The sequence below is a fragment of the Paenibacillus sp. KN14-4R genome (assembly GCF_052180255.1).
Taxonomy (GTDB): domain Bacteria; phylum Bacillota; class Bacilli; order Paenibacillales; family NBRC-103111; genus Paenibacillus_AM.
This window is the reverse complement of the sequence record NZ_CP197466.1, coordinates 2,153,759-2,167,501: the sequence shown is the minus strand read 5'-3', so window position 1 is coordinate 2,167,501 and position 13,743 is coordinate 2,153,759. Positions and strand designations below refer to the sequence as shown.

Sequence of the window (13,743 nt, the reverse complement as noted above, 5' to 3'; positions counted from 1 at the left end):
CTTTTTGACACACTAATCCCCTTCTAGAATGCATAATCTCAAATGAAATTACGGTTCATGTGAAAAAGGATTAATTAATCAAGGGTCAATGTACCTCCGAATTCTACTGTGTTATGAATGGATCTAGTGTAAGCATTACGGGAGAAAATGTCAATGACTCTTAGCAACTAATAAGGTGGATTTCACCTGAGGCCAGGCTCTTAGGCACATCAATAACGCGCTGATTCCGGCTCCCACGGAAAGCAAGTGTCAGATCTTTATTCTCCTGCTCAAAACGACCATCAATAAGCACATCACACCGTTTAAGCAGTTCGTGCATGGTGTCGTCAGCCTTAATTTCTTCAAATGTAAATCCGCTGTATGCCCAGACAGACTTCAATGGACATATTTTTCGAAAATGATCTACAAACACCGTAAGTTCAGATGCGGAGAAGAATGGATCGCCCCCACATAAGGTAATTCCATCCACTAACGGATTATTTTTAACCTCATTAATGATTTCGAGTTTCCTTTTCCTATCAAATGGTTCTCCCAGTCCAAAGTCCCATGACTCCGGATTAAAACAGCCCTTACAGTAGTGCCGACACCCGCTTATAAACAGCACGGAGCGCACGCCAACACCTTCGTTAATGCTTTCTTTGTAGTATCCGCATAAATTCATAGATGTTTAACCCGATCACGCACTTCCGCCTGCTTCGCAGTGTTAAAACGCTCGGTGTAGGAACCTGTCAGGTATCCAGTAACACGGCGTAATCTACTAAATGGCTGATCAGTCTCGGTTACCGCGCAGTTCGGACAAGTGTCCCCTATGACACCTTCATAGCCACATGCCGGGCAGCGATCAATAGGATGATTAACGGAAAAGTAGCTGATATTCATCTTCAAGGCGTATTGAACAATTTTACGAAATGCTTCTGTATTATTCCGTGCATTACCGTCAAGTTCGACATAAGAAATCGCACCGGCATTACAGAGATCATGAAACGGTGCTTCCAGTTCGATTTTCTTAGCAGCAGATATCTCGTAATATACAGGGATATGGAAGGAGTTCGTATAGTATTCGCGATCCGTAACCCCTGCAATTTTTCCAAACTGCTTTCGATCCGATTTTACGAATTTACCTGCAAGTCCTTCGGCTGGAGTAGCGAAAAGTGTCACGTTCAGATTATGTTCTTCCGCCCATTTATCGCAATGCTTTCGCATGATGCGAATTAAATCCACTGCTTTTTCATATACGGCTGCATCTTCACCATGGTGCTTACCGTACATTGCCTTCATGCACTCCGCAAGTCCAATGAACCCAATTGAGATTGATCCATGCTTGATTAGCTCGCGAACAGCATCGTGAGGACGAAGTGTCTGCCCATCTTTCCATACGCCTTCACGCATCATGAAATCGGATGCTTTTGCTTTTTGCATCGCTTGAAGCTCAAAACGGTGCAGCAGACCCACTAACGCTGCTTCCATGGATTCGATTAATGCTGCTTGCAATCCAGCCTCATCAGGTAAAGAGTGTTTATTCCTGTATATGCCATTCTCTAAGCCAAGGCGCACAAGGTTAATGGTGTTAAATGATAAATTCCCTTTTCCTGACAGATGATTCCATCCGAACCGATCACCGATATTGCGCGTCCGACAGCCCATTGTGGCGAACTCTGTATCGGGCTCACCTTCTTTGTAGTATTGCAGATTGAAAGGCGCATCGACGTTCGCGAAGTTCGGATATAACCGCTTGGAGGAGCATTCGATCGCTTTTAAGAATAGATCATAATTCGGGTCTTCTGGCGAAGTGTTAACCCCCTTTTTGCATTTAAAAATTTGCTGTGGAAAAATAGGCGTTTCGCCATTACCTAACCCACGAATGGTGGAGTCCAGGAGCGCGGCAATAACAAGTCTTCCTTCTGGTGATGTACAAGTTCCATAATTGACTGAGCTGAACGGAATTTGACCGCCTGCTCGGCTGCTCATCGTATTCAAGTTATGAATCATACTTTCTGCTGCTTGGTATGTTTCGTTGATCGTTTCCGCATTGGCAAACTCATATGCCTTAGGATAATGCAACATTAGCCACTCATTCTCCATATGAATGTTAGCTTGATCTACTGTGAGACCTGGTTTTTCTGCTTCGATATATTGTTGAGCTTTCTTAAAATGCTTCACGAACGATTTTCCGACAAATGGTGCTAGATCGTGATCAATCATATTGCCGCTTACCCCACCGTATTGCGCATTTTGTTGATTTTGAAATATGATTGCGACGAGTGCAGCAGCAGTCATGATCGACTGCGGCGGACGAATCGTTCCATTACTTGTGTGAAATCCTTCACGTAGTAGCCGACCAAAAGGAATGAAGATACAATTTGTCGTTCCTAATACATATTGATCTAGATCATGAATGTATACTTTGTTCTGATCAGATGCTTCAATCACTTTCTTAGGCAGTTCAAATCTGGCTTGCCATTTCGAGAACTCGGAGCCGAACTTGGACATTTTTCCAGAAAAACTCTCCCCATTCAGGTTTGCATTTTCTCGTAACAAGTCCATATCTCTTGTGTCTACAATATCTTTTCCGATATTGAACAACTGTGAGCGCTTCTCTCGCTCCTCTGTACGTTTTTGCCGATATAACATATAGGTTTTGGCGACGTCCTTACGTGGGCTTGCCATAAGTTCATTTTCAACGCGATCTTGAATCTGCTCGACAGACACGATTTCTGAACTTGTTTGTACATGATGTTCAATTTTCGCCGCGATCGCTTCACAAAGCTCTTTATTAATACTCAGTGTTTCTTGCATCGCTTTTTTTATCGCCGTTACGATCCGCTCTGAATCAAAGGGAACCTGCGTCCCGTCTCTTTTGGTAATTACCATATCTCAATATCCTCTTTTCTGTCTACATACAAGATGTAGTCATATTAGTAACGAATATATCGATATATTGTTTTTTTTTCAGTGAATTTATTAACATGCAGTCTTGAAGTGTGGCTAATTAAAACGAACCCTCCTCCTCTGCGATTAGAGAAGAAAGGTTCGTATATGTAAGCGAGATGGCTTATGTATCAGCTTGTTCTAGCTTGTCTTTTGCGGCATTCACGAGCATGTCGAAAAGTTCATCGTTTTCTTCAATTTCCTCTTCTACATCCATAATATCATCTTCAGGACCGGATTCATTCGCATAATTTAACGCATAATTCCATTCTTTGCCCTTCTTGCTTTTCTGTAATGTCATTTCGTATGGCGCCATGTGACCCTCTACAACGAACTGCACATGCCCGACGTAACCATCTTCTTTGCTGAAGCTCATATCTGCTTGTTGAATATTAATCTGCATGTTTGTTTATCCTCTTTTCTAACCGAATGATTGGTTTCATATAGTCATACTACTGAAAAGCATCGGGAAAGACAAGCGGTTGGGGTAGAAATAGGCCAAAAGCAGTTCAAGTGAGTTGTGGGAGTTGTGGCGAGTTGTCTAAGTCCTTCCATCAGCTGTTGAAATTGTATTCTTCTGAATTTGATTTTATGGTAGGAATACAATTTCAAGGGCGGAGCGCTCCGCTTTCCAGAACTTAGACAACTCTTCGTATCTCGAGGATGTATTTTTGGTAGAAATTACAACATTAAAGTGTAATGGATATCCAACTCCAAAGAACCCGTACAATATAAATCATTAGACGGACCCTTACATAAGATTTTTACGGATTCTATATTTGCGACAATCGCAGTAATCGATGAACTCGGAGCAACTTCAATAACTTCATGATTATTGATAGAATTGGTTACGGTAATTTGCATTGTACAGGACTTGCTATTGTTTATTATTGTGATGGTTCCCGAAGGATTTTTTATATTTGAATTTATCGAGACATAAAAATAAGTTTGATTCGTTAAGTCATCACATTTTTGGTTAATAGGAACACATCTGTGTATACAAATAAGCTTTTGGGAACATTTTCTAATCCGTTTTCTACATCCTATGTTTTTCTTTCGTTTGCAGTTCTTTTCCATAAAGCCAACTCCCCCCCTATTACCTTGTATGAGGAATCGAGCCGAATGCACCACATTAAATATCCATTTTCATTGAAAATAGGAAATTAACCAGTTAAAAATATACAAGCTTCTCATACTATACAAGAAAAATTAATAGAGGAAGTGTATACTATGTGTGAACATTCATCAAGTTCTGCCGTCTTTAATTTTTGTAATAATGTGTCCAAGCAAATTGTCAACATTCAACAATGTAATCCCATTTTTCAACTAACTCCGAGTGTTGCTGCTCTTACTTACTTTACCAATCCAACGGGGTTAGTAATAAATGGTTCATTTACCGTTGTTAATACAAGTACTTCTTCCGTCTTTAACGTTAACTATTCTACGGGTCTCACGGTATCAACCGTAGTCGTTACAGCTGGTCGTTCGGAAACGATCTTCGTTGAAGATTTGAAAACCATTACTATCGAAAGTCTTACAGGAGCAACGCCTGAAGCAAATGCTACAGGAAGTTTAGTATTAGATTTGCACTATTGCGCAAAATGCGCATAGCTGGTTTTTGTTCGTTCTTGAATCCGTCTTTTTTTATGACCGCTAATTAAGATTAGCGGTCATTAAGTATTTTCTGACAATGGAAATTTCATACACTTATACGGCATTTTACTTTTGTTTAATCAACATCTCTACAATTGGATACGAAACAATATGACGATCTCTGTAGATAGCCTTAATGCTGTCACTATATTCCCCTACAACACCGTGCTGTAGAAACGCTGTCTTAAAGCCACGCTCAACTGACCCATTATACGTAAATAAGGCACAATATTCAGCAGCAAAACCAGCGATAAGGACAAAATCCACGTTATGTGCGCGTAATTGCTGCTCCAGGTTCGTTTTCCAGAATGAATTCGGGAACTCTTTATGAATACGGATATCTGTTTCTTTCACTTCAATCTGTGGAATAATTTCAAAATTACTTGTACCGACACCACCTTCAACTTCTATATCTTGAACGAATATGACGGGGTGACCATAATCCCTAAAGTATCTTGCAACTTCGTTGATATATTGACTTGCTTTGTCTGTATATGGCTTTAGACGATCATTTTGCACAAAATCAATCTGCATATCGATGACTAAAAAAGCTGCCTTCATTTCCATTCCCCCACCTAAATCATCTATTATTATCCTAAATGTCATTATATAACAAAAAACCCCTCTTTTGATAGGAGGAGTTCGTTGTGAATAGGAAATTAATAGGAAACTACAATTGCACCTTCGCCGCCATATGTGCCAATGACTGGCCCCATGTTGGATACAATGACATTTTTAAATGGATATAAGTCCAAGATCTGATCAAGAAAGGCACGTGCTCGCTCTTCGCAATTACCGTGAGCAATTCCAAGAATGTTCTTCTCAAGATCATGCTTCTTCTCACCCATTATCTCGATCAAACGTTTCATCGCATTTTTCGTACCACGCACTTTTTCAACGACTTCTACGCTGCCCTCTTCGTCTGCACGCATCACTAGTTTAATGTGAAGTACAGAAGCAATCGCACCTCTGACACGGTCTAATCGGCCGCCTTTTATCACATTCTCTAACGTATCAAGGCTGAAGTATATTTTATTATCGGTGATTAACTTCTTAAGCTCAGTGAGAATTTCTTGAAAAGAAACGCCTTCTTCTATCATCTTAGCAGCGCGTACAGCAAGGCCTGCGAGACCTACAGAAGCAGACTTCGAATCGAAGATTTCAATGTTACCTTTGTAGCCTTCCTCCTGCAGCATTTCCTTCGCCATTATTGCATGACAATACGTGCTGCTGAGTTTAGAGGAGGTACACAAGACGATCACATCCGTGTCTTCACCAGCCTCTTGGTAACGTTTATAAAATTCATAAGGGGATGGGCTGGACGTCTTTGGTAATTCCTTTTCTTCTTTCATACGACTGAAAAAATAACTCGTTGTCATCTCATTCGATGACATTTGTTCCGTTCCAAAATGAACAAATAAAGGCACAACTGTTATGTCATAAGCTTGTTGGAGTTCAATGGGTAGATCCACACAGCCGTCTGTAATTATTTTTATTGTCATTTAATCGACTCGTTTCTGTTGATAGTAAGGTCACATTGCTAGTTTAACACATGATAATAGGACTTAAAGTGATTCTTCCCACTTAAAACCACTGGGTAATATTTCAAGCACTTTAGAACGGACAAAGTCATCTGTATGCAGTTCTTGTCCTAGAATCGTTACAATCCCTTGATCTTCACGGGTACGGATAAGTCTACCCATCCCTTGACGAAGACGCAGGAGCATGTAAGGCATATCCACTTCTTCAAAAGGCTGATCTGCCGCTTTCCGTTTGGCCATAAATACAGGGTCATTCGGAGGAAACGGTAAAGACCAAATGATTACATTCGATAGCGACGGACCCGGAATATCTAACCCTTCCCATAGCGTAACCGCACATAGAATGCTTTCTTCATCGTTCTGAAAAGCCGAGATCAGATGGCTAATTTCTTGATCGCCTTCAAACCAGAAGCGCATAGAGCTGCATGCATCATAATGTGATATCTGGGCTTTGAAAGCGTTCATTTCTTCTTTTGAAGGGAACAATAGTAGCGCTCTTCCTTCCGTCCGTTTCAACAACTTGACCGCGCTGTTCATTTTTTCTGTAAAATGATCGTCTGTCTGGAACTTAGGTGCATATAACTTCATTTGCTCTTCGTAAGCATAAGGCGATTCGACAGAGAATGAAACATACTGGGAAATACCTAAGTTATCTGCCACATAATTAAACGCACCATCAATCGACAAAGTTGCCGATGAGAATACGATTGGCATTTTCTGAGCAAATACCCGCTCCTCCAATACTTCCTTCACCATTCTCGGCATGACAATAAGTGTAAGGCCATCGTTGTCTTCGACTACCCATGAAATCAATTGATCGGGTTGATCATATAATCGTAGTGCAAGTCCGATCATCTCCAGATGTTCTTCCACAATTCGCAATTGGTAAGGATCGAGCGTAAACACACCTGCTTCTAACGCAATCTCTTCTTCAATGTTAGCAATTAAACTGCGCAGTTGTTTCACTTCACGTAGCAATTCAGGCGTGTACGTAATCTCTTTACGATCGGATCCTTCAACTGTCTTGCTCTTGTCGCGAAGGATGCCGAACAAATGCTCGCTTTGGGCAATCGCTTCATCAATGGCTACTGCAAGTTCTTCACGAACTTCACCCTGCAATAAGCGTACAACAATTTCTTCAAATATAGAGTGTTTCAGTTTATAGGTGAGTGCCTTCTGCGCGGCAGTCTCCAGTAAATGTCCTTCATCAAAAACAACTGAACTATGGTCAGGCAGTAAAGGAAGCTGCCCTTCACGTCTACGCCCTTCATACGTCCACACATGTTCCATATAAAAATCATGGGAACAAATAATGAGATCAGCTGATCGACGGTAATGCTCGCGTGACAATGTCTGCCCACAACGATGTCTTTTCTCGCAAATCAAGCAATCTTGAAAAGCGTCCCAACCGATCTTACGCCATAGTTCATCATTCAAATTCGGGTAATTTTTCCGATCGCCATATGGATAAAACGTTTGTAATGCCTCATAAGAGCTTACGAACGCTGGTAATTCACTATAAATTCCTCGATAGATATCTTCTTCGTCTTCATCATCACTAAATCTAGCTTCATCTAGCTTGTTCAAGCATACATACTGATCTGGCGATTTACCCAATCGGGCATCGATCGTCATGTTCAGATGCTGAGCTAACTTGGCAATGTCTCCTTCAGGTTTCACAAGCTGTTCAATAAGTGATTCGTCCGCACAAGCAATAATAGCAGGCTTTCCTGTATAACGCGCATAACAAATTGCATATAGCAGATATACAAGAGTCTTACCTGTTCCTACACCTGCTTCAGCAAATATGGTCTCTTTATCTGCATAAGCACGTTCCAATTGAAAAGCCATATAGATTTGTTCATCCCGAATCTCAAAACCTGCTTCAGGTAAAATGTCATAAAAAACATCCGCAACAAAGTCGCTTACTTGCTTGATAAACGACTCCGACGGATTATGTTTAAACGGATAACGCTCTACCAATGTCTGATGCCCCCAATAGATTGAATTCCATACTATCTAAGTGCTTATCATGACATGATTTAGAGCGAAAAACAATATTTATGATCGTTGAACCAATAATTGTTGGAAACGGATTAAAGCGGAGTTCGTTTTGGTGATGCAAAAATAAGGGGTTTGAATAGCTCCAAACTGACGATTGGAGTACTCCACGGATTTAATCATACTACCTTCAAAGTCAAAATTTCTTGTTTTATCCGCTAAACATTTCATCGCTTCATAGATAATCAAACTTAAAGCACCTGTATCTCGAAATTCAGGATTGATGGAACATATTAAATAATAGGAACTTAACGAATTCCATACAATTAGCGAAGCGGCATGAATGTTTCCTTTCGCATCAACCGCATAAAAGACATCTCCGCTATTACGCGCTTTGGTTGCTTGAATAATCCGATCCAATAGTTCAAAGGAGTACGATATTTTACTTCCCCTATGCAGCAAAGTAGATTGATGATGATGATAAAAATCTTGCGAAGATAAACCGCGTCTAACTTCAAGGATTGAACTCGCTTTTCGAATGTTTCTTCGTTTATCTGATGAGATCTGATGCCAGATACGATCCATATCATTCAAATTAGGGATAACATATGTATAGCATGTCGTCGATTGAAAACCACGCCAATAAAATGGAAGCCAGTTCTTCAAGGAATAATGCATACCCTGTACAAAATAATCAAATTCGGGCAGCCCATCAATTAACTCGTTCATCACTTCTTCCTCAAAGCTGCGTCTTTTCAGTTCACCTAAATCAGGTGATTTATTTATCCATACACCCATAGTCTGTGTTAATTGAGGCGTAGTTAGGAGCTTAAAACCGTATTTCTTTTTTAAATAATACGGCATTGTTCCCACGATTTTCCCATTCTGCAGGGCAAGAGAAACGTCCCAATTGTTCTCACCAGCGACCGCATCTAGCCACCAGTCCGTTGAAAAAAGCGGAATTTCATTTTCAGAACACCAATGTCTATAGCTTTCTTTCCCATTTTCAATATTCATCTTGCTTCGCTCCTATCCATTTAACGGTTGAGAATCCTCTTGTGCCTTTAATTGAATAGCTTGTCTACGGAGAGCATGTTTACATAAATAGTAAATTAGGCAGTAAAAGAACGACATAATCAAAATATAGACGAGTATTGCCCCATGTGAATTGAGGCCAGATAATAAGGTGAAATAAAATCCTAATAAAGTCGAGATTAGTCGAAATAAATTCCACAGAAAATGCCAATGCTGCAATTGCAAGACTTCTAAAATAACCGAAAGTGGAGAGAACAAGAAATTAGCTGCATAGAGCACCGCATAGAATTGAACATAGTCCCCGGCTCGACTCCAATCAGACCCAAACACAACTTCAAATAAGTAGGGTCCTACTAGAACAGCGAGCAGCATAGGCGGCAGACCGAATTTACAAAGTTTCAATGCGGTTTGTTTCCATAGGTTATTCAAAGCTCGTGGATGATCTCGAACCAGTTGTGCAGCTTCTGCGTAAAACACCTGTGACACCGACATGCTAATTAAGAGCATGGGCCCACCTAGCACTTTATTAACAAGGGAAATCATGCCTACTGTCTCTAAACCATAGTACATCGACATAAAAAGTGGCATAAGCTGAAGGGCGGCGATATTTAACAATGATGATCCGGTAATGAGCATTGGAAACTTGCGATACTTAGATGCGAGCTGGAGCATCTGTCTCCAATCCAATCGGGTATGCTGTTCTGGATGTACCCGCTTCTTCTGACGCATAAACAAAGTAAACAAGGTGCCGCTCCCTGCCATACGGCCGAATACGTCGGCATATACGAGCCCCAGCTTTCCCAAACCAATAAAAGGTGCTAGAAGCTGGATGACGATACCACCAATTCCTTGTGTCCATTTTGTGCGAGAGATCGAATGAAACGCCTTTTGCCGGAGAGCCCAAAAATTTAAGGTATTATAAAAACCAATTCCCAATAAACCCAATGGCAGCAGCCAGACAACAATCCCCATATTCCATGTATCTTGGATGAAGGAATGAAAACCAATGAGCAAGCCAACAATTAGCAGGCAAAACGCCACACATATCGAAAAGCATAGATACACGATATTCTCCGAACGTGCTTCGTCTTCCTCTAAAGAAATCGCCCTTTCATATCCAAAAGTTGAAAATGTTGTTAATAAAGATAAGATCGAGATGTAAACGGCTAATTTACCAAATTGCTCTGGGTTGTAAAGCCTCGTTAATATGGGAGAGACAAGAATGCCCAGACCCTGAGCGAAAGCCGTTCCACTGGCAAGTATAATCACATGCTTGATAAAAGACCCATTCTTCCAGCTTTGCCCCGCTTGTCGGACAATGTTCCATATCATGTTCACAATGTTGCCCCTTCCTAAGGAATAACAATTCAGAATTCATTATTTGGATTGCCAAGTAATTGGGATACGAAATGGATCATGAGCTTGAATGTTATATTCATAGGATGAGTTTAATTTGCTTCGATCTGTTAGCCCCCGAATAAGTGTCACATCACCAAGATCCATCGTAATCTCATGACCTTTCACTCTTTTAATTCCTTGAATCATGTACACCGCATTACGGGCATGAGAATACTCCGTCTGCTTGCTATAATCATTATCAATAACTAATGTCGTTCCAATTAAATCGGTTAGATTAGCAGGCATGTTACTCAATTGAAGTGTAACTTCATTCTGATCAGTTAGTTCTTGACTAAAAGAGACTACAGTTCCCTCATAAGCTGCTGGCCTCTTCAAAAAATTAGCTGCTCCCTTAATACTCCCAAAATAACTACCGTCATGCACGTATGAATAGCTAATCGCATCATGATCCAGAGTAACAACTCCAAAGCTGCCTTTAAACAAAAGAAGTTGATCAATTTCATAGGATTGATCTTCACGAATGGCACTTACAATATAATCAATCTTGCCATTTTGTTTCGTCACTTTAATGGCTCGAGCTTCAAACTCCGACACTTTCTTTCCCTCACGCGTAACAGCAGCTTCTTCTATCGATTGAATTGCAGGATTTTGCGTATAAGGCTCTAAGATAGAGCTAAAGTTACTCTTCAGATTGTCCCCTACTCTCTTCGCTAACAAAAAAGAAAGCTGCTTCGGATTACCAGGTTTGTTCTGCGGGGGATCGCCCTTTGCGAGAGCGGCTTCTTGGAGAGGGCCTAGCATCGTTAATCGTAGACGCGGCGCATTCTCACCTTGCGATGACACCCATTCCACTGCAAAATGCCGAGGAGGCTTAGAATCTCTCTCAACACCATATAAATAGTTATATCCACTAGATGACTTTCGATTATATGTAGTGTCACCTACTGGGATTGTGGGTCCCGCATATGTACCTTTTTGTTGTTTCGTTAATTGAAGCTGATCTGTAAGGACTTCCCCATCCATGCCATGGAAACTGAACACATGTTCTGCCCCCCCATCAACCCGGAAGAAATCAACCACATACGGCATATCCTCATCCGTCGATATCAGTGCACTCGTACGGCGATACATCTGCGTATTTGGATACACGCGAGGAGCTGTAACGTCGATCAGTTTCACTTTCTTCGTCGCATTGTAATGCTGAGGAGTACCCACCCATGAATTCCGAGCTTGCCCCTTCCCATCTACCACGACAGTGTTATGACTAATCGTATTGGATTCCCAAAAATCACGTAAATCATTGACACCTGTTTGCGTAACATAGCCAAAGTCAGGTGATAGATCGATTCCATAGGCATGAATCCCAATGTTGAGTGTATCTAAATGCGAATGTGCGGTTGCATTGCGTCCGAAATACATCCATAGCGAGGTGTTGGAAGAAGTCACAGAACGATCCAATCGAAGTGCAGCGAAACCATACCCTGCTAACAATGTACTTTTCAGATTTAAGGTCCCTGCAAGTTTCGCCTTATTCTCAATTTCCTTACCGATCTTCTCTGGATTCTTCTGAAAAATATCCTGATGGATGCCTTTTGCTGACTTTCCGTTCATCGCGTACAAAATCTGAGCTAACCTCGTATCTTTGTACTTGACGTAAGCTTGCAGAATTGTTTCAGGCCATAGAAAAATTTTGGCAGTGCCTGTTGTCCCCGAATCACCAATCTGAGGAGTGAATTGGTTCTGTATGATTAAATCAATGAACGTGTTGTTCATCTTGCGAAATTTCGGATTTTGATATAAATCACGTACTGCATATCGATCGTATCCATCAAGAATATTCGCCAAGTTTTGAAGATTTTCTAACCATGTCACGTTGTATTCTGGAGAAGATTCATCGCCATATCCATCTCGATCTACATCCTCAAGTAAGACGGAAGTAAGTCCGCCTCCCGTAACTTCCCATTTACCATTGTTATGTATTTCACCACCCGGTTGAAAAATGAAATCGATCCACTCCTTTGTCTCCGGCATTGTATCTTGAACTATCGCAGCGAGTGCTAAGGTGCTTTCGAACATGCCGAAATTCCCAATGATTTGTGACTTTTTAACAGCAGGATATATGCTTTTCACAATGTTTTTTTCAATATGTAGACGCACGTCTAAGGCAGTTAATGAGGTACTAGATTTGTGTAATTGAGACTGCTTTCCTTGTAAAAAAGTTATCGCAGGAGAACGATCTGATTGCAAGGCTGGGAAAAAGGCATCATAGCTCGTAAGTAACACTTGAACGAGCGATATTTCCTCGATCGAGCCGAATACTTTCCCTGTTCCTCTTCCTCCATGTGCGTTGTCAAATCCATCTTCTAATGGATAGACAGACACATCCATATCCGGATACACATCCGCAATTCGATTTAATAGGACAATCCCCGCAGCAGCGTATTTCATATCCCCCGTTAAGACATAGGCATCTCGTAAACTTTTGAGTGCTGGAATAATCAGTTGTTCCCACAACCCCATCGCATTGTAGTACGCAATGTACGTAAATGTATTCCCTTGCTTATCTTTCCATCCATATCCATCATCTACGCCAAAAGTTGGCCCTAACTCCGGATAAAGTGTATTAACGAGCAGTTTGCGATCAGCAAGTTTCGGCTCAAATTCATACCGTTCATTTAACCCGCTTCTGTAATACGCTTCAAAATCATTGGTAGGAAAAAGATAACCACTTTCTTTATCCCGTAGTTTCCAGGGGTTAGAGATGAGATCTATTTCATACGATTTTTGTTTAACTTGCGGGTCATTCACCCCAACGCTCCGTGGTAATTTCTGTGTCGTAATGGATTCCCATAATCGATCTAATCCAAGATCAACATAAGTGTCAGCCAATTGTATAGCACGATCACGTTGTGCTTTGGCCCAAGGGTACAGCGTGACATTGCTTCTAGCATTTTTTACTTTTTCGGCCGTATAATAGGTACTCCGTGTTTTCATCAGCTCTTCTTTGGGCCAAATATACTTATCTACCAAATACCAGCAAAGCCCAATGACAAACAGGGTGCTAATGACGAGCAGCGCAATCCACTTTTTTCGCTTATACAGCCTTGGAGGCTTTTTTGGATACATGGCTCTAGCCTCACTTTGAAAATAAGATATGCTAGCCTTCGCATACGAAAAGTTAACAGAATAAACTGTGAATAAGAAGTTCATATAATAGAAGGATGTG

The 13,743-nt window shown here is 41.1% G+C and carries 11 protein-coding genes; 1 reads left to right on the top strand and 10 read right to left on the bottom strand.

Features of this window, described 5'->3' with window-relative positions:
* Nucleotides 1-160: 160 nt before the first annotated feature.
* The 4 genes from nrdG to ACSBOP_RS10210 form a co-directional block, all read right to left on the bottom strand.
* The gene (gene nrdG, locus ACSBOP_RS10225; RefSeq protein ID WP_442604302.1) at nt 161-661 is read right to left on the bottom strand and encodes an anaerobic ribonucleoside-triphosphate reductase activating protein; all 501 of its coding nucleotides are present in this window, start codon (nt 659-661) and stop codon (nt 161-163) included.
* Complete coding sequence (locus ACSBOP_RS10220; RefSeq protein WP_442604301.1) at nt 658-2,871, bottom strand: anaerobic ribonucleoside triphosphate reductase; 2,214 nt, start codon at nt 2,869-2,871, stop codon at nt 658-660. Before ACSBOP_RS10220 ends, nrdG begins: the two co-directional genes overlap by 4 nt.
* Nucleotides 2,872-3,052: 181 nt before the next feature.
* Nucleotides 3,053-3,331: a hypothetical protein gene (locus tag ACSBOP_RS10215; RefSeq protein WP_442604300.1), complete on the bottom strand. Its 279-nt coding sequence runs from the start codon at nt 3,329-3,331 to the stop codon at nt 3,053-3,055.
* Between the two features lie 278 nt (nt 3,332-3,609).
* On the bottom strand, nt 3,610-4,005 hold the full coding sequence (locus ACSBOP_RS10210; RefSeq protein ID WP_442604299.1) for an S-Ena type endospore appendage: 396 nt from the start codon (nt 4,003-4,005) through the stop codon (nt 3,610-3,612).
* Between the two features lie 153 nt (nt 4,006-4,158).
* Here ACSBOP_RS10210 and ACSBOP_RS10205 point away from each other — a divergent pair, with 153 nt between their 5' ends.
* On the top strand, nt 4,159-4,539 hold the full coding sequence (locus ACSBOP_RS10205; RefSeq protein ID WP_442604298.1) for an S-Ena type endospore appendage: 381 nt from the start codon (nt 4,159-4,161) through the stop codon (nt 4,537-4,539).
* Nucleotides 4,540-4,647: 108 nt separating this feature from the next.
* On the opposite strand, the gene ACSBOP_RS10200 is transcribed toward ACSBOP_RS10205, so the two are convergent.
* From ACSBOP_RS10200 to ACSBOP_RS10175, 6 genes are all read right to left on the bottom strand, one after another.
* Nucleotides 4,648-5,142, bottom strand: coding sequence for a cysteine hydrolase family protein (locus ACSBOP_RS10200; protein ID WP_442604297.1), 495 nt, complete (start codon nt 5,140-5,142; stop codon nt 4,648-4,650).
* A 98-nt stretch (nt 5,143-5,240) separates the two neighbouring features.
* Nucleotides 5,241-6,083 (bottom strand): DegV family protein, encoded by an 843-nt coding sequence (locus tag ACSBOP_RS10195; RefSeq protein ID WP_442604296.1) that lies wholly within the window; start codon nt 6,081-6,083, stop codon nt 5,241-5,243.
* 63 nt (nt 6,084-6,146) lie between these two features.
* On the bottom strand, nt 6,147-8,105 hold the full coding sequence (locus tag ACSBOP_RS10190; protein WP_442604295.1) for an ATP-dependent DNA helicase: 1,959 nt from the start codon (nt 8,103-8,105) through the stop codon (nt 6,147-6,149).
* A gap of 78 nt (nt 8,106-8,183) precedes the next feature.
* Complete coding sequence (locus tag ACSBOP_RS10185; protein WP_442604294.1) at nt 8,184-9,140, bottom strand: methicillin resistance protein; 957 nt, start codon at nt 9,138-9,140, stop codon at nt 8,184-8,186.
* A 12-nt stretch (nt 9,141-9,152) separates the two neighbouring features.
* Nucleotides 9,153-10,490 carry a lipopolysaccharide biosynthesis protein gene (locus tag ACSBOP_RS10180; RefSeq protein ID WP_442604440.1) on the bottom strand — a complete coding sequence of 446 codons (1,338 nt, stop codon included), beginning with the start codon at nt 10,488-10,490 and terminating at the stop codon, nt 9,153-9,155.
* Between the two features lie 45 nt (nt 10,491-10,535).
* Nucleotides 10,536-13,643: a heparinase II/III domain-containing protein gene (locus ACSBOP_RS10175; RefSeq protein WP_442604293.1), complete on the bottom strand. Its 3,108-nt coding sequence runs from the start codon at nt 13,641-13,643 to the stop codon at nt 10,536-10,538.
* Nucleotides 13,644-13,743 lie beyond the last annotated feature (100 nt).

Bases quoted from the DNA above. Each gene is read 5' to 3' on its own strand.
- ACSBOP_RS10205 (WP_442604298.1), top strand. From the start codon at position 4,159: ATGTGTGAACATTCATCAAGTTCTGCCGTCTTTAATTTTTGTAATAAT.
- ACSBOP_RS10220 (WP_442604301.1), bottom strand. From the start codon at position 2,871: ATGGTAATTACCAAAAGAGACGGGACGCAGGTTCCCTTTGATTCAGAG.
- ACSBOP_RS10210 (WP_442604299.1), bottom strand. From the start codon at position 4,005: ATGGAAAAGAACTGCAAACGAAAGAAAAACATAGGATGTAGAAAACGG.
- nrdG (WP_442604302.1), bottom strand. From the start codon at position 661: ATGAATTTATGCGGATACTACAAAGAAAGCATTAACGAAGGTGTTGGC.
- ACSBOP_RS10185 (WP_442604294.1), bottom strand. From the start codon at position 9,140: ATGAATATTGAAAATGGGAAAGAAAGCTATAGACATTGGTGTTCTGAA.
- ACSBOP_RS10215 (WP_442604300.1), bottom strand. From the start codon at position 3,331: ATGCAGATTAATATTCAACAAGCAGATATGAGCTTCAGCAAAGAAGAT.
- ACSBOP_RS10195 (WP_442604296.1), bottom strand. From the start codon at position 6,083: ATGACAATAAAAATAATTACAGACGGCTGTGTGGATCTACCCATTGAA.
- ACSBOP_RS10180 (WP_442604440.1), bottom strand. From the start codon at position 10,490: ATGATATGGAACATTGTCCGACAAGCGGGGCAAAGCTGGAAGAATGGG.
- ACSBOP_RS10200 (WP_442604297.1), bottom strand. From the start codon at position 5,142: ATGAAGGCAGCTTTTTTAGTCATCGATATGCAGATTGATTTTGTGCAA.
- ACSBOP_RS10175 (WP_442604293.1), bottom strand. From the start codon at position 13,643: ATGTATCCAAAAAAGCCTCCAAGGCTGTATAAGCGAAAAAAGTGGATT.